Origin of the sequence: Billgrantia tianxiuensis (assembly GCF_009834345.1) — a bacterium.
Classification (GTDB): Bacteria; Pseudomonadota; Gammaproteobacteria; order Pseudomonadales; family Halomonadaceae; genus Halomonas; species Halomonas tianxiuensis.
On record NZ_CP035042.1, the window covers coordinates 1,299,164 to 1,315,004 of the forward strand.

At 61.9% G+C, this 15,841-nt stretch carries 15 protein-coding genes; 3 read left to right on the plus strand and 12 right to left on the minus strand.

Annotation, left to right across the window (positions count from 1 at the left end; genetic code table 11):
* Positions 1 to 67: 67 nt before the first annotated feature.
* The 7 genes from EKK97_RS06140 to EKK97_RS06170 form a co-directional block, all read right to left on the minus strand.
* Positions 68 to 1,084, minus strand: a complete 1,017-nt coding sequence (locus tag EKK97_RS06140) for a hypothetical protein (protein WP_159550294.1) — start codon at positions 1,082 to 1,084, stop codon at positions 68 to 70.
* Positions 1,081 to 2,421: a response regulator c-di-GMP phosphodiesterase, NosR family gene (gene nosR, locus EKK97_RS06145; protein WP_234286510.1), complete on the minus strand. Its 1,341-nt coding sequence runs from the start codon at positions 2,419 to 2,421 to the stop codon at positions 1,081 to 1,083. The genes EKK97_RS06140 and nosR overlap by 4 nt, the downstream gene beginning before the upstream one ends.
* Positions 2,422 to 2,441: 20 nt before the next feature.
* Positions 2,442 to 3,287 carry an ATP-binding protein gene (locus EKK97_RS06150; RefSeq protein WP_201297018.1) on the minus strand — a complete coding sequence of 282 codons (846 nt, stop codon included), beginning with the start codon at positions 3,285 to 3,287 and terminating at the stop codon, positions 2,442 to 2,444.
* A gap of 183 nt (positions 3,288 to 3,470) precedes the next feature.
* The gene (locus EKK97_RS06155) at positions 3,471 to 3,722 is read right to left on the minus strand and encodes an ATPase, T2SS/T4P/T4SS family (protein ID WP_479688636.1); all 252 of its coding nucleotides are present in this window, start codon (positions 3,720 to 3,722) and stop codon (positions 3,471 to 3,473) included.
* The gene (locus tag EKK97_RS06160; protein ID WP_159550301.1) at positions 3,680 to 5,695 is read right to left on the minus strand and encodes an ATPase, T2SS/T4P/T4SS family; all 2,016 of its coding nucleotides are present in this window, start codon (positions 5,693 to 5,695) and stop codon (positions 3,680 to 3,682) included. The genes EKK97_RS06155 and EKK97_RS06160 overlap by 43 nt, the downstream gene beginning before the upstream one ends.
* Positions 5,692 to 6,828 (minus strand): sensor histidine kinase, encoded by a 1,137-nt coding sequence (locus tag EKK97_RS06165; protein ID WP_159550304.1) that lies wholly within the window; start codon positions 6,826 to 6,828, stop codon positions 5,692 to 5,694. Before EKK97_RS06165 ends, EKK97_RS06160 begins: the two co-directional genes overlap by 4 nt.
* 1 nt (position 6,829) lies before the next feature.
* Complete coding sequence (locus tag EKK97_RS06170) at positions 6,830 to 7,558, minus strand: GTP-binding protein (RefSeq protein WP_234286507.1); 729 nt, start codon at positions 7,556 to 7,558, stop codon at positions 6,830 to 6,832.
* Between the two features lie 196 nt (positions 7,559 to 7,754).
* Here EKK97_RS06170 and EKK97_RS06175 point away from each other — a divergent pair, with 196 nt between their 5' ends.
* Positions 7,755 to 9,245 carry an FAD-dependent oxidoreductase gene (locus EKK97_RS06175; protein ID WP_159550307.1) on the plus strand — a complete coding sequence of 497 codons (1,491 nt, stop codon included), beginning with the start codon at positions 7,755 to 7,757 and terminating at the stop codon, positions 9,243 to 9,245.
* Here EKK97_RS06175 and EKK97_RS06180 read toward each other — a convergent pair.
* Positions 9,242 to 10,300, minus strand: a complete 1,059-nt coding sequence (locus tag EKK97_RS06180; protein ID WP_159550310.1) for a GlxA family transcriptional regulator — start codon at positions 10,298 to 10,300, stop codon at positions 9,242 to 9,244. The two genes, EKK97_RS06175 and EKK97_RS06180, sit on opposite strands and share 4 nt — an antisense overlap.
* Before the next feature lie 38 nt (positions 10,301 to 10,338).
* On the opposite strand from EKK97_RS06180, the gene EKK97_RS06185 reads away from it, so the two are divergent.
* Positions 10,339 to 11,442, plus strand: coding sequence for a DJ-1/PfpI family protein (locus EKK97_RS06185; protein WP_159550313.1), 1,104 nt, complete (start codon positions 10,339 to 10,341; stop codon positions 11,440 to 11,442).
* Here the strand turns inward: EKK97_RS06185 and EKK97_RS06190 are convergent.
* The 3 genes from EKK97_RS06190 to EKK97_RS06200 are packed head-to-tail and all read right to left on the minus strand — an operon-like array spanning position 11,344 to position 14,694.
* The gene (locus EKK97_RS06190) at positions 11,344 to 12,222 is read right to left on the minus strand and encodes a cytochrome c oxidase assembly protein (protein WP_234286505.1); all 879 of its coding nucleotides are present in this window, start codon (positions 12,220 to 12,222) and stop codon (positions 11,344 to 11,346) included. The genes EKK97_RS06185 and EKK97_RS06190 overlap by 99 nt on opposite strands.
* A gap of 3 nt (positions 12,223 to 12,225) precedes the next feature.
* A complete protein-coding gene (locus tag EKK97_RS06195; protein WP_159550316.1) occupies positions 12,226 to 12,702 on the minus strand; it encodes a DUF2243 domain-containing protein in 477 nt (158 codons plus the stop codon).
* A gap of 27 nt (positions 12,703 to 12,729) precedes the next feature.
* Positions 12,730 to 14,694 (minus strand): metallophosphoesterase family protein, encoded by a 1,965-nt coding sequence (locus tag EKK97_RS06200; protein ID WP_159550319.1) that lies wholly within the window; start codon positions 14,692 to 14,694, stop codon positions 12,730 to 12,732.
* 109 nt (positions 14,695 to 14,803) lie between these two features.
* On the opposite strand from EKK97_RS06200, the gene EKK97_RS06205 reads away from it, so the two are divergent.
* Positions 14,804 to 15,370: an NnrU family protein gene (locus EKK97_RS06205; protein WP_159550322.1), complete on the plus strand. Its 567-nt coding sequence runs from the start codon at positions 14,804 to 14,806 to the stop codon at positions 15,368 to 15,370.
* A 26-nt stretch (positions 15,371 to 15,396) separates the two neighbouring features.
* Here EKK97_RS06205 and EKK97_RS06210 read toward each other — a convergent pair whose 3' ends face one another.
* A complete protein-coding gene (locus EKK97_RS06210; protein WP_159550325.1) occupies positions 15,397 to 15,840 on the minus strand; it encodes a YybH family protein in 444 nt (147 codons plus the stop codon).
* Between the last annotated feature and the right edge of the window lies 1 nt (position 15,841).

The following is a 15,841-nucleotide window of genomic DNA, read 5'->3' on the forward strand; positions in this document are numbered from 1 at the left end:
AGGTTCTGTCTCTCGCCGCTTCTAAGGACCGGGCTAAGCTTGGCCGCCTGGAAACCAGGGGAGTCGCTTAGCCAGCCGGAGCCGCCCGCCAAGGCAAAAAGTGGCTGAGCCGGTAGTAGGCTAGCGGCTGGGTGGCCTTAAGCATGAGCGGTTCAAGCTGGTGGCTGAAGACGCCAATGAGATTGAAGGCAGGGAAGTGGGAGAGGTAGCTCTCCATTTCCTGCCGCCAAAGGGGAGGGGGAGGGAACTCGCCCAATGCTTCCCAGCGCAGGGCCTGGCGCTCCAGCAGTTGAACGTGGTCGTTCAGCTCATGCTTGATGCTGGCTTGTAGTTGAGCCAGTTGATGCTCGCTGCTGGTGGTCAGGTGTTGCAGGCTCTGCTGGCTATAAGCCAGCCAGCCACTGCAGACGAATAGTGTGCCTACGACACCAGCGGCCAAGGGGAGTTTACCGAGCTTCCCTTTCTCGGCAAGACATGCCTTGGGCAGTATGATGATGGCCAAGCCGCTTGCCGAAATATATAGGCTGCCTACGCTACTGGCCTGGTGATGGGCAAAGTGCTGTACGCCGCCATGCAGGAGCTCCGGCATCGGTAACCAGCCCAGGGCCAGGGTAAAGATACCCAGCGCAAGCAGTAGCCAACCCAGGGTCGTGGCTAATCGCTGCATGGGTTGGTTATGAAAGGCGCTGGCAGTCAGCGCGATGCTCTGAAGGAGAAAGATGGCGCTCATGTGATTGCCATCGCTTCTCAGAACGCGAGGGAGCTGGTCCATTACGGGAAACGACGCTAGCAGGCCATGGATGCCCAATCCCAATAGCGGCAAGGCCCATACGAGACTCAATCGAGAGGCTCCAAGCAGCCGGCAGCCCAAGGCCAGGCCAAAGAAGGCGATAGCCAGAGAGGTTTCGGGCATGAGAACCTTTATTGGGTTGCTCTCATGGCCCCAAAGCGACACGCTGTTCAGCAGCCCCAGGCTTCCTAGCGTCAGGCAGGCTACGGCCAGCAATATCAGGTAGGAGTGGCAGAGCAGGGTACGTCGCTTCACTTCGCTACTTTCGAGCGCAAGGTCATGAGGTGTGCTCATTCCGGATCCCCGTCAGGCATCTTTACCCATAGCACATAGCGGGTTCCCTCGGTTTCTTCGAAACGGATCAGGCGCTCGATCAGGTGCTGGGTCAGCTGCTTGCCTTCATTGAGCAGCAACATTCCGCTTTCAGAGTGCAGGTCGCGTACCAAAATCATGCCGGGTTCGAGGCGACGCGAATCGAGCGACTTGATAGCGGCGCCCCCCAGGCCAAGATCAGGAGCCTGCTCGATGCACAGTGTCACGAATGCCTCGCACATTGCGGGGTCGTAGACTCGGCCTGACAGCTTGCGTAGCAGTTTCAGGGCATCATCCCGCGGCAGGCGACGCTGTAGCACCATTCCCCGTTGGAGTTCGATGAAGTCAACGGCGAGTCCCAGCAGGCGTGCTCCATAGGGTATCTCTTCGCCCTTGAGCCGATCGGGGTATCCGCTACCGTTCCAGCGCTCGCGATGATGGCGGATGACTTGCGCCGTATCCTCGAGATAGTCGAGCGCCATCAACAGGCCTTCACCTGTCACTGGGTATCGCTTGTAAACTTCACGATCCGTGGTGGATAGCCTATCGGAGGGGGTGGACAGCAGGCGGTCGCTCCAGGTCATCTTGCCGAGGTTGTAGAGCGATGCCGCCATGAGCAAGCTGCGCTGTGATTCCTCATCGCACTGATGAGTCTCCGTAAAGGCCTTGATCAGATCCCTGACCTGGGTATTGGTTTGCAGATTGCGTGGTAGCCTCTGATTTATCAGGCTGGAAAAGACCTGGGTTGCCGTCACATAGCTTCGCTTCAGCTCACCGTAGGCCAATTCCAGCATGTCGGCGACTTGTTGAAGCTCGCTGGTACGAATCTGAACCCGCTCTTCGAGGTGCGCATTGAGTGAGCTCAGCTCCTGGTTCTGAGCCTGCGTCAGCGCTTCCAGGCGGCGACGCTCGCGTTCTGCCAGTTGATGTTCCAGGGCCTGCCGAATGGTGAGGCGTAGCTCATCATCGTTCCAAGGCTTGGAAATATAGCGGTAGATTTGCCCTTCGTTGATGGCACGAATGGTCGAGGTCAGGTCGGCGTGGCCGGTCAGCATCAGGCGCCGGCAGTCGGGCCAGGTCTGCTGGATTCGGCTTAACAGCTCCGCGCCATCCATGCCAGGCATGCGTGAATCCGACACCACCAGGTCGATGGGCTCATTCTGCATGATCTCCAATGCTTCCTCACCATTGTGAGCCATCAACAAGCGATAGCCCTCCCGACGCAGGACCCGGCGTAGCGCCTGAAGAATGTTGGGCTCATCGTCCACCAGCATCAAGCTGGCGACAGGAGCCTCGGAGTTCACGGTCATTGCAGTCATGCTGGCCTTGTACGGTAATGTTACTTAGTCTGAGTGATGGGCAGTCTGGGTAATGGGCAACCAGACGCGGAACCGACTGCCCTGGCCCTCATTGCTTTCCACTTCGATATGCCCACCGTGCTTCTGCACAATGCTTGAGGACAGCGCGAGCCCGAGGCCCGTGCCTTCCCCATCGTCTTGGTAGTGAAGAAAGGTTCGAACAGGCGCCCGATATGCTCGGACTTGATACCGCGCCCGCTATCTTCCACTTCGAACCAGACCATGTCGTCCGTACGGCCAGTGCTCAGGGTGATGGTTCCTCTGCCTTCGATCGCATGGGCGGCATTGGTGAGCAAGTTGAGGGCTACTTGATTGAGCTGGGAAGGCAGGCACTCGATCTCGGGGATGTCTCCATAATTTTTTACGATATCGGCCTTATATTTCAGCTCGTTACTTGCCAGGCTCAGGGTCGAGTCGAGTCCACGGTGCAGGTCGGCGGGCAGGAAGGTTTCTTCTTCAATATGCGAGAAATCCTTGAGCGCAGTAATGATGTTCTTGACCCGGCCTATTCCTTCTTCCGATTCGCTTATCAGGGCCTGTACATCCTCCCGGATATAACTGTATTCGAGCTTTTCGATAAGGCTTTTCAGTTCCTCGAGGCTACTCACTTTTTCTGCTGCATCGATGATCTTGATCAGATCCTCGACATAACCTGCCAAAGCCTTGAGGTTGGAAAAAACGTAGCCAATGGGGTTGTTGATCTCATGCGCTACTCCAGCGGCAAGCTGGCCGATAGCCGCCATCTTTTCGGCTTGGAGTAGTTGGGCGTCGACCTCGGCGAGGTCACGTAGCAAATGTTTCGTCTGGTTCATGGCGAGTTCCGGCATGCGTGTCTTTCCGGGGCTGGCGCTTCGCACTGCGTCGTGCCAGGGGCGACGGGAGCAGAAGGATGAGCCTGACCATGATATCGGCGTTTTCTGGCTACGCTTTAGGTAGAATTAGAAATCTTTCTGTGGCTGGCTCTTTCACGCCAGCCTTCACCCCAGCCATGGACCTCGGCCAAGCGGCGCTCAGACTGTCGCTGGCAGGGCTTCCTGGGGACCCAGGGTTCGCAGCACTTCCTCCGTGGTCGTCAAGCCTTGCTCCACCTTGGCATGGGCGTCTGCGAGCAGCGGGTGGGGGGAGTCGCTGCGGACGAGCGCCTGTAGTTCCCATGGGTTACGCCCACTGGCAATGGCGCTGCGTAGAGTGTCGGTGATCAAGATCACCTCGTAGAGGCCTATGCGTCCCTCATAGCCACCATGGCATCGGTGACAGCCCATTGCTTGCCAAGCCGCAATCGGAGGCTGGGCGAAGGGGCCCCCAGAGCATCGCAGGCCGTGGGCGGCACCGGCTTGCGGCAGTGTTCGCACAACCTGCGTACCAGGCGCTGCATGACCACGGCATTCAAGCCGGAGGCGACCGTAAGCAGATCGGCGGGAGGCGTGAGCAGCCGTGCGAAAACATCGGCGACCGAGCTGGCCGTGATGGTCGTCAGCACCTTGCCGCCATATGCCGCCGTGTGCATGGCCTTGGCGATGACTCCGCTGTCCCGATGATCGTCCAGCAGTACGACATCGGGATGCTGGGCAAGTACGGCATCGAGCATGTCCGCTGAGCTATCGTGGTAATCCCGCACCGGTCTCGTTTGGGTCGCCCTATCGTTGGCGTACTGAGTGGGTTGTTCGATGGAAATATGGTGGCTCGATGAAGGACCATCCCTGAGCAAGGCGTGCAGCAGCATGGACTTCCCGCTGTCCGCGGGACCGGCGGACAGGATCATGCCCTGGGGCCTGGCGCTGGCGTGTCGCAGCAGGCGCAGGTGCTCCGCTGAGAGCCCCAGCTGTTCCAGCGCGAACACGGCGCTATTGCGTGGAGCAAGCCGAACGTAGACTTGCTCGCCATGAGTCGTGGGCAGCGTCGATACCGTCATGTCCAGGATGGACATGGGGGTTTTGACGGTAAGGTGGCCTTCCTGGGGCGTTTGCTGTTCGGCCACGTCCAGCTCGGCCATGAGCTTGAGGCGGGATACCACGGCCACCAGCAGGCTGGAAGGAATCTGGATGGTATCCTGCATGATGCCGTTGATACGATAGCGCACTGAGATCGCATCCAGGCGGGGCTGTATGAGAATCCCTCGGGCACCTGCGTTGACGGCTTCGAGCAAGATGCCATTGGTCAAACGAACCGCAGGCGGCTCAACCGAGCTGGTGAGGAGTTGCTGGAGGTTTTCGGCAGATTCGGAATCGTCGAGGACGATCTCGATGTCCTCATAGGGATCTTCTTCCTCTGCGGCAGTATCGTTCAGCCACATGTAGCGTTCGGCAGCCTCTTCCAGCTTTGCCATCAGTTGCTCGACCCGACACAGCAAGGGGCGAATGGTACAGCCTGTTGTCGTGGTCAGTGCTTCTATCAGACCGATATCGAGCGGGTCGGCCATTGCCAGGTCCAAGCGCGCTCCTTCCCGCCGGCAAGGGAATATCCACTGTCGCATGCAGGTGGATGGAGCCAGGATGGAAAATAGGGAGAGATCGGTCTCCACCTCACGAAGGTCGATCTCCTCGCACAGCTTCTCATCCCGGAGCAATGCGTAGAGCTGCTGCTCGTCCACCCACCGGCCATCCACGACGATTTGGACCGCAGGTTGTTGGGATCGATGTATCTGGCCGTGCAGGCGCTGCAACTGGCGGGTGTTGATCAGGTTCTGGTCGTGCAGGAAGAGAAGCAACTGGTTACGCGAAGGGATGTCCAGCTCCATCAACTCCAGCTCCGGGCCGCGCAGGTTGCCTTTCCCGGCCGAGTTCCTGCGCTGCCTCAGCTCGAACTGCTCCAGCGCCATGGCCACCGTGAGCCGCAGATCGTCATCGTTCCAAGGCTTGAGGTTGAAGCGATAGACCGCGCCATCCTTCATGGAACCCAGGACCACCTCCGAGTCCGCATAGCCGGTCAGCATGATTCGCAGGACGTGTGGCCAACGCTTGCGCACGATATGCAGCAGCTCATTGCCATCCATACCCGGCATCTTGAAATCGCTGACAATGAGTTCGACCGACTCACTTTCCAATATGGTGAGAGCCGCTTCGGCGCTTTCAGCGAAGCGCAGCTCATAATTTTCCCGGTGAAAAACCCGGCGCAGCGCCGAGAGAATGTACGGATCGTCATCCACGAAGAGAAGGCGATAAGGCCTGGATCTCTCGTCGGTTGTTTCCGTTGGCGGAGGGTTTCCGGTGAACAGGGCGCTGTAGCGTTTCTTCATGGCGAGGGCCATCGGGTCGGTAGGCGTAGGGTGAGAGTGGTGCCATTGCCTACGCGACTGGTGAGTACTACGTCGCCGTGATGCGCCTTCACCGCATCACGCACGACGGATAGACCCAGGCCGGTACCCTTGCCAACTGCACGAGTGGTAAAGAAGGGCTCGAAGGCACGGGCAAGCGTCTCTTCGTCCATCCCATGACCGTTGTCGGTAAAGACGATCTCTACCATATCCTCGTCCAGGCGTGTCGAGACGGTGACCTGACCTTCATCTTCCACGGAGTGCAGGGCATTGCTCATGGCGTTGTAGATCGCCTGCCCGACCCGGGCCGGGTACCCAGGTATCCTGGGCAGGCTGTCCAACTGAAGGGAAACGGTGGCGTTGGTCTGCAGTTCGGATTGCAGCAGCTTCGTTGCGGTCTTGACCAGTGCGTTGAGGTCGAAGTCGTGAAAATCGCTCTGGTCGATGTTAGCGAAGTGGCGAATGTCCCGAATGATGCGGGAAATCCTGCCCGCACCGTCCAGCGATTCGGCCAACAGGCAGTGAAAATCCTCGATCAGTTCCTGATGCGATGCTTCATCGGCTTCGGAGGTAAGGTCGTTAAGGTACTCCTTTGCCGTGTGAAGGTTGCTGGTAATGAAGCCGATGGGAGTGTTGATTTCGTGTGCCATGCCCGCCGCCAGCTGGCCTACCGCCCTCAGGCGAGCGCTCTCGTAAAGACGCTGCTGCGATTCGCGAATCATTTCGACCTGGCTATCGACCTGCTCCTGTAGTGTCTCGGAGAGGTGACGATAGCGGGCCTCGGAGACCTGCAGCGCAGCATTCTGCTCCTGCAACTCTTGATAGCTTGCCTGCGAGGCGCTGCGGTGCAAGTTGGCGGCAAGGCGATACTTGCCGGCATGAAACACCAGTAGCTCCAGCATCGAGGCGGCTGCCTCGCGCTGAGGAGGTGAGAGGTCGGCCTTGAGCCAGGCGACGGGTTCGAGATTGAATTCGATCGCCGTCGCCTGGTCCTCAGGAACAGATAGCAGAGTCAGCTTGACCCCACACAGTTTGGAGAGAAGGGCAAGGGCTTGCTCCACCTGGGCGGGCGACAGCAATTCAGCAAGCGTGAGGTCTTCGCTGGCATCGAACATGTTAGGGCTCGCGACACTGAGTGAGATAAGCGATCAAGTCGGCTTGGTCGATCCCATGCCGGGTCGACAGCGAATGCGTTGCATCGACGACGGGGTAGAGACGTTCCAGCAACTGTTCGAACGTTTCAACGACACCGGTCCCTTTCAGTGCACTTGAGAGCGACAGCGGCCACCAGGGTGTGCTCTTCCAGCGCTCTGCCAGCTCATCCTCATCGACGATCCTGCCAAGGTCGCGCTTGTTGAACTGAACGACCAGGGGGAGGCTTTCGATATCCAGTCCTACCTTGTGCAGATTGCTGGCCAGGTTGTCGAAGGAGGTGGCGTTGTTCTCCTGCTGGTTCAGCTGTGAATCCGCCACGAAGATCACGCCATCGGCCCGCGACAGCACGGCTTTCCGCGTGCTGTCATGCTCCACCTGGCCTGGCACCGTGTATAGCTTCACACGCAGGTCGAGCGTTTGTTTCTCCCGAAAGCCAATCGGCAGCATATCGAAAAACAAGGTGCGGTCGTCGCGGGTCTCCATGACCATCAGCTCGCCCTTGCGCTGAGGACTCAACCTTGCATGCAGCTGTAGCAGGTTGGTTGTCTTGCCACTCATGGCGGGGCCGTAGTAGACGACCTTCAGTGTGACCTTGCTGGGCATGGGTACGACCTGTGTGTTGCGGTATTTCTCGACGCTATCGGTTGCGGTCGTCCGGCTACTGGTCAGTGCAGCTTCGAATTCTGTCAACGGACGCGTCTATCCGGGGTGTCCCGGCATGTAACGATGTCTTTTTGACCTATCGGCCAGGACGGCCGAATCTTTAATAGGCGCGAGGGAGGGGGATGGGGAGACGTCCATCGGGTTCTGCGAATGCGGGCATGATTCGCGCCTGCTACTGCCAGCTTCTATAACTGTGGGCAGACGGATGACGAAAGGAGTCGTTATGGAATCGATATGGACACTGGGCAGTCGGGGCGTGGCGGAACACCCTTCTCTCAGCGGTGAAGCCGATGCCGATGTCGCCATTGTCGGAGCCGGCATCACCGGGCTGACCGCTGCGTTGCCGCTGGCCGAGGCTGGCTTCAAGGTCATGGTGCTCGAGGCGGGAACGGTGGGAAGTGGCGTCACGGGTGGCTCCACCGGCAACCTCTACGCCACCCTGGCATCGGGGCAGGCGCCGTTGCGCCACAAGTGGGGCGACGAAGTGGCCGCCGAGGTGGTACGGGCCAGGGGCGAAGCGGTCGATCATGTCGAAGCGCTGGTGAAGCGTTTCTCCATCGACTGTCAATTCCAGCGCCAGCCAGCCTATCGCCTGGTGGCCGACGAGCGCCAGCATGCCGGGCACGACCTGAACGAAGAGCTCGATGCGCTGGTCAGCGCCGGGCTCGAGGTCGAAATGACAAACGCTCCCGGGCTTCCCTTCGACAGCTGGGGCTTGCGTATCGCCAACCAGGCTCAGTTCAACCCGCTGCATTATGTCCAGGGGCTGGCCAGTGCGCTGCTCGGCGAAGGCGTGGTGATTCTCCAGCACAGCCCGGTGCGCGAGATCGAGGCGGGCAAGGGGCGGCTCAGGACCGACGAGGGCAGCGTCACCGCGAAGCATATCGTGCAGGCGACCCACACCCCGAAGGGGATCAGCCTGGTCCAGGCGGGAATGCCGGTCTCGCGGGAGTACGCGGTCAGTGCGCGACTGAGCAGCGGTGAGTATCCCGAGGGCATTCTCTGGGTGCTCGACCCCTTTCACTCGCTGCGCAGCTACCGCCATGGCGACGACCAGTACCTGATGGTCATTGGCGAGAAGCACCCGACCGGTGAGCATCGCGGCGATCACTATCAGCTGTTGCGCGAGTACCTGGCCGCACGCTTCGACGTGGAGGCTTTCACCCACCACTGGTCGGCCCAGCAGTACACCTCGCCGGATGGCCTGCCCTACATCGGGCGCATGCACGGCCACGACAATCTCTACATGGCCACCGGCTTCGCTGCCGATGGCCTGGTATGGGGCACGTTGGCCGGCATGCTCATTGCCGACCAGATTCTCGAACGCGCCAATCCATGGCAGGCACGCTTCGGCGCGCGGCGCATCACCCCGGGAAAATCGGCGCTGCAGTATGCCAAGGAGAACGCCACCGTCACCAAGCACATGGTGAAGGATTACCTGGGCACCGAGAAGCTCGACAGCTTCGATGCCATTGCGCCAGGGCAGGGCCGGGTTGCCACCGTGGAGGGCGAGAAGCTCGCCATCCATCGCACCGAGGCCGGTAAACTCAAGGTGCTCTCCGCGGTGTGTCCGCATATGAAGTGCATCGTGCACTGGAATGCCAGCGAATCGACCTGGGATTGTCCCTGTCATGGCAGCCGCTTCGACACCGACGGCGAAGTGATCGAAGGCCCGGCCTATCATCCCCTGGCGCGGTCGGGTGAAAAGCTTTAGCCCTCCTCGTCGAAGGCTGGGCCTCGCGTGCCAAAGTGGCTGCGATAGGTGGTGGGAGTGACCCCCACTAGCTTGAGAAAAACGCGGTGCAGGCTATCCAGGCTGGAGAAGCCCGAACGTTCGGCAATACGCGCCAGGGGCCAGCGGGAGGTTTCCAGCAGCGTCTTGGCACGGTCGACTCGTGCCTGCTTGACGAAGCGGGCAGGGGTTTCACCGATTTCCTCGCGAAAACGGCGTACGAAGGTGCGTTCGCTCATGCCGAGACGTGCCGCCATTGCCGGTACGCTGAGGTCACCGGTCGGATCGTCGAGAATGGCGGCAACCAAGGGCGATAGACGTGAGCTTGCGGCAGCTTGGGCTCGCAATGCCGTACTGAATTGAGCCTGGGAACCGGGTCGGCGCATGAACAGGACCAGGTCGCGAGCCACACCGAGAGCCACATGCGGCCCGCAGTCAGCTTCGACCAGGGCGAGGCAGAGGTCGAGCCCTGTCGTCACTCCGGCCGAGGTGTAGTAGGGCGGCTCGGCAGTGTAGATGGCGCCATGGTCCACCTGAATGTCAGGCCACATTTGTTGTAGCGTATCGCATGCCGACCAGTGCGTAGCTGCCCGTCGACCGCGCAGGAGCCCGGCTGCTGCGAGCACGAAGGCTCCGGTACAGACACTGGCCACACGGCGGACTCGTGGAGCGCGCTCCTGCAGCCAGGCAAGCAGGTCGGTTTCTGCCGCAACCCGTCGCAGTCCTTCCTCACTTCCTCCAGCAATGATCAACGTATCCAGTGACTCCGGTAGCGCCGTCAGGGGGAGGGTTCCGGCGACTCGCAAGCCAGCATTGGAGACGATATCTCCACCATGCGGTGAGGCCAGCAGAACCCGATAGGCAGGAGCTGTTGCAGGACAGTGAGTATTGGCCTTGCTGAAGACTTCCATCGGTCCGATCAGGTCGAGCGACTGAATGCCATCGAAGCCGATCAGGGCAATGGTAAGGGGGCCGAGGTAGAGGTTCGCATTGGCGTATTTTGCGATGACTTTGTCATTTACGCCAGCGCGGGGCATGACGCAGCATGAGCGGAACGCTGTCTGGAGATACCCTGATGTCTGCACGATACCTCCCTTGGCTGGCTGGCCTGACTTTGCTGCTCTGCTCCGTGATCGCCGTGGTGGGATGGCGATACGTCAGCCCGGGTTCAACGGTTCTGCCTGAGCACCGCCCCCTCGAGCTGCCTGCACCCAAAGAAGGGCGAAATCGTCACCTGGTAGCGGTCATGGGCGCCAATGAAGGCACCGAGACGACGGACTTCATGATCCCCTATGGCGTATTGAAAGCGTCGGGACAGTTTGAGGTGGTCTCGGTTTCTACTGGGCCAGGTCCTGTGCAGCTGCATCCAGCATTGACCGTACGGTTGGATCAGACCAGGGAAGCGTTCGACGCAGCGCAGCCAGAAGGGGCCGATATCGTCATCGTACCGGCGCTGCACCGCGCCGATGATCCAGAAGCCATCCAGTGGCTGCAGCGCCAGGCGGCGTCCGGTGCCGTTATCGTTGGGGTCTGCGACGGTGTGCTGACGCTGGCCCATGCCGGGTTGTTGCGAGACAAGTTGGCGACAGGGCACTGGTTCTCCTTAGGCAGACTGGGCCGGCAATTCAAGGATACGACCTGGGTTCGCGGCTGGCGCTTCGTGGCCGATGATCGTGTGGTAACGACCACGGGGGTGTCGGCCTCCCTTCCCGTTTCGCTGGCTCTCGTCGAGGCGGCGGCAGGTGCGGCCCATGCCGACCGCCTGGCCCTTGACCTCGGCATAGAGGACTTCGACGTGAGACATGACTCGGATGCCTTTGGCCTGTCGTTCGCGATGCTGCTGACCATCGCTCGCAACGCGCTGGCCTTCTGGAATCACGAACGCCTCGAATTGCCGGTCGAGGATGGTATCGACGAGATCGCCCTGGCGCTGAGCGCCGATGCCTGGTCCCGTACGTTTCGCTCCCGTGTCGTGGCGACCCACCCAGACAGGCGGTGGGTTCGATCCCGGCGCGGTCTGGTCATAGAGGCTGTGCAGGACATGGACGCGACCGAAACGCTGCAGCCAGTCATCGATCCCTCAGCTGCGGCGCTGGACGATACGCTCGTGGAGATCGGCGAGCGCTATGGAATGCCCACCGCCAGCTTGGTTGCCATGCAGCTCGAATACGTTTGGTGAGGCTCGATGTCGGTGCCGCATGAGCGTTAGCGTCATCAAGGCCACCGCCAGCAACAGCTCGGCCAGGTCGCCGCCGTAGTACATCAACTGGGCGGCGGCCTGGATCTCCTCCACGCCATGGCCGGTGCCGCGCGGCCACAGGTAGCCGTACATGAGCTTACCCAGCAGGGCGTGGGTGGCTACCGAAACGAACAGTACGCCCAGGCGTAAGCGCAGGCTCAGCCGGTGCGGCGAGGTGTCCGGGCCAGCGAGAATGGACCAGCAGAACAGGTATCCAGCTACCAGGAAGTGTAGGTGCACCCAATGGTGTAGGAGGGAGTTCTGCAACGAGGCGGCGTAGAGCGGGGTGAGATAGAGCAAGTACATGCCGCCGATATTGAGCAGCAGAGCGCCGAACGGGTGCGACACGAGGCGTATTGGCAGGCTCTGAAGAGTGCTGACAAGCCGGCGTGCCGCAGGCGTCGGCAGGCTCCTGAGCGTCAACGTCATCGGGGCGGCCAGCACCCACGCCAGCGGCGCCAGCATGCCGATCAGCAGATGCACGACCATGTGGCCGCGCAGGTCGTGGTGCGCCCAGCTCATCACCGGCGGGAACAATGCGATGGCCAGTAGCAGGCTGCCCAGCAGGAAGAAAATGCAGCGCCAGCCGCTCCAGCCGTGCTGGGTGCGCCGCTGGCGGCGAGCGGCCGCCAGATAGATCAGCGTGATGACGCCCAACACCAACAGCGGCAGCCACGACAGCAGCGAAGCCGCTATTGCGTGTTCAGTCGCACCGGGCACGGCTCAGCCCCGTTCCCGTCGCCTGGCGCGGCGATAGAGCGCCACGCCTACCAGCAGCAGGGCCACGGCGGTCAGGTTCCAGGTCAGATCGTAGACGAGCAGGTCGACGCCGTAGCGGATCTGGTGAATGCGCAGGATCTTGTGGCTGACGATCCCATCGAACAGCTGGAAGCCGCCCATGCCGAGGAAAAAACCGGCCCAGGCCCAGCGTGCTGCCAGTCGTCTGCGCTGGGCCAGGTCGACCAGCAGGAAGGCGCCGATCACGATGGCGAGCAGTTCGGCCGCATGCAGCAAGCCGTCCGAGAGGATACCGATGGTCGGCGTGGCATGGTCGAAGAAGTGGTGCCACTGCAGCAACTGGTGAAAGACGATCTCGTCGATACCGGCCATTACGCCGGCGCCCACCATCGCGGCGAACCACAGCGATCGCCGTGCATCGTGGGGGGTAGCGGGAGCCGGTGAGGGCTGGGGTGAGGTCATGGCATCCGTGCTCTGGTGAGTCTGTCGTCAAGCTAGACGGTCATCGGCACGACGACAAACCGACCGCGATTTGGCATCGCGAGCGGGTGGAAAGCCCACCTCGAAGCCCCGGGCATCGAGATGGCGGATGTTGCTGGGGCATCCCTCGTTGTCGAAGTCGACGAGTCCCAAGCCGCAACCGTTCCATAGTCGTTCACCGGCCTTGGCAAGGTCGGGGTCGCGAGGATGGATGGCCAGCCGGCGACGCTTGGTAAACCAGTTGAGCGGCGAGCGTGGCGCATAGAGCCAGCGGTTGAGCCGGTCGAACCAGTCGAGCAGGGTGACGGGGAAGGCGTTCTTGATGCCGCTGGAGGTGATCTGCCACAGCCTCGGGCCCGACTGGCGATGGCGCAACTCGATGTCGTAGGCGAAGGAGTAGTGCACGTCGCCGGAGAGAATCACGTAGTTGCCCGGCGTGCGCGAGTGGCGAAAGATGTTGAGCATGACGCTGGCGGCGCCGCGATGGGCCATCCAGTTCTCGGCATCCACCAGCAGCGGTTTGCCGGCCAGGGCAAAGAGCCGCTGCACCGCCTCGATGAGCTTGACGCCAAACATGGGCGCGGGGGAAACGATGATCGCCGAGGGCGCGTCGAGCATGCCCTCCTGAAGTTCAATCAATGCCTCCCAGTCCATCAGGCCCGAGGGGCGGGTGGGGTGGCGCTCGCTGCGCCAGCGCCGCGTGCGGGTATCCAGCACCAGCAGGGGAGGCGCGCCGGGTATGCGATATTCCCAGCCCTGAAAGCGCAGCAGTCGTTGCAGCAAGGCATCCTGCTCCTCGGCCGGGAGCCATCCTGCGTTCTGCTGGGCTTGCTCCATCAGCGTCGCGCTGTGTGCCGTGAGTTCGGCCAGGCGGTCGGGGTCGTTGCCCCAGCCCTGGCAGAGCAGGTAGGCCAGCAGGGCATTGCCGATGATGCGCCGCGAAAATGGGTGCCCGTAGGCGACCTGCTCCCAGTCGGCGGTCAGGTTCCAGTCGTCGGTCACGTCGTGATCGTCGAAGATCATCAGCGTAGGCAGGTGGGCCAGCAGGCGGGCGCAGGCGGGCAGTCCCTCCACGAAGCGCCCGATGATCGCCTGTTCGGTCTGGAAGCGCTGCTGCCACTCGTCGTCCAGCGGAGGCGGGGCGGTCTCGATCAGACGCCACGGCACCGGCGACCACGCCAGCAGGTACATGGCGATGACCTCGGCGAAGGTGATCAGGTGGTTATGGGCGTTGGCCGTGGTGAAGATCGGCTTGCGCACGCCGCCGAAGAAGCGCTCGCGCAGGGCGCTGTTGCTCTCGGTATCCGGCAGCAGCGCCTCGCGTCGGTAATAGGTGGCCGCGTCGCGATAGAGTGCCTGGCTGTCGGGCACGGTGGCGCCGGAGAGCGCCTCGTCGAACAGGCCCAGGCGTGCAACCAGGGCGTGGATGGCCACCAGCATGGGGCCGGCTACGTCGTCGGCATAGACCTGATCGCCGGTCAGCAGCAGCCAGGCCGGCCACTCCTGCGGTCGCCGGTGCCGCTCGGCGAGCCAGGTATCGGCGTGGGCCAGGCCATCGGGGCCGTCGTGGTGTGGCTTGCGACAGGAGCCGTGCAACAGCCGATGGTGCCGCTCGGCCAGCACGAAGCTGGGATAGCTCGCCTCTTCGTGCAGCAGATGGGGCGCCCACTCGGCGATGCCACGCTCCCCCGTGTCGTCGCGTACCTTCAGGTCGTAGGCGATGAGGATGCCGGTGGGCAGCGGCGTGGCCAGGGTGACATCGATCAGGTGCAGCCACGCATGCTCCCCTACGGCGATGCGCTTCAAGCGCTCATCGCTCAGCGTCAGGCGTCGTGGCGGCTGCCCTTCGGGATGCAGCATGAGCGCAAGCTCGAGCGGGCGCGAGGCCACCAGCCACATGACCAGGCGCTCGGGGGTCAGGCGTCGCAGCAGCGGGCCGGCCAGCACGTCCGGCAGGGGCGGGGTAACACTCATCGGGTACTCCTGTAGGGCGGCGAGGCTTTGCGCCATGGCTGGCGCGGAACACTCCAAGTGAGTAGGCTGAGCTGCGATTCGTTCAATTTCTGCTGATGGAGGCGGTGCCATGCTCGTAATGATTGTGGGTCTCGTGATCTTTCTTGGCGTCCACTCCATACGTATCGTTGCCGACGACTGGCGCGGCGAGCAAATCCGCAAGATGGGCGAGATGCGCTGGAAGGCGCTGTTCTCCGTGGTTTCCATCGTCGGCCTGGCGCTGGCCATCTGGGGCTACGGGCGCATGCGCCTCGATCCGACCTGGGTCTGGTTCCCGCCCACGGGGTTGCGTCACGCGGTGGCGTTGCTGATGATCCCCGCCTTCATCCTGCTGGTGGCGGCCTATGTGCCCAATAACCACATCAAGGCCAAGCTGGGCCATCCCATGGTGCTGGCGGTCAAGGTCTGGGCGTTTGCTCACCTGCTGGCCAACGGCCGCCTTGGCGACATCGTCTTCTTCGGCGCCTTCCTGCTCTGGGCCGTGCTCGACTTCCGCGCCGCCCGGCGTCGCCAGCCGGCGCCGCCTGTCGCCGCGCGTCCCGCCGGCACCGCCATCACCCTGGTAGGCGGGCTGATCGCCTACTACCTGTTCGCCTTCCACCTGCACGTGTGGGTGACCGGCGTGCCGGTGATGTAGGCAGAAGCGCTGGTTCGGTACGGACCTCAGGGCTCGAGGCCTAACAGTGCCTTGCCGCTTTCCATTTCGAATGGGACGGAGAAGTGTTCGTGCACCACCTTCCACTCGCCCTCGATGCGCCGGTAGCCGCTGGTCATGCGTAGCCAGCCCACCTGGGTCTCGCCCTTGTCGTTGATGCCGCCGCAGCGGTGCAGGGCATGGCAGAAGGCCACCTGCCCATCGGCATGGATCGCGACCTCATGCAGCTCAAAGAGCATCGGTCCTGGGCACATCTCCATGCATGTTTGCCAGTGGTCGCGGTAGGCTGCCACACCCTTGAATTGCAGCTTCGTCACCGCATCGAAGGCGACGATATCCGGAGCATAGTGGGCAACGATGGCATCGATGTCCTGGGCACGCACCGCGGCCATCCAGCTTTCCAGCTGTTCCAGCACCGCGGCCTCAGCGGACAGGCCGATATGGGTCGTCATG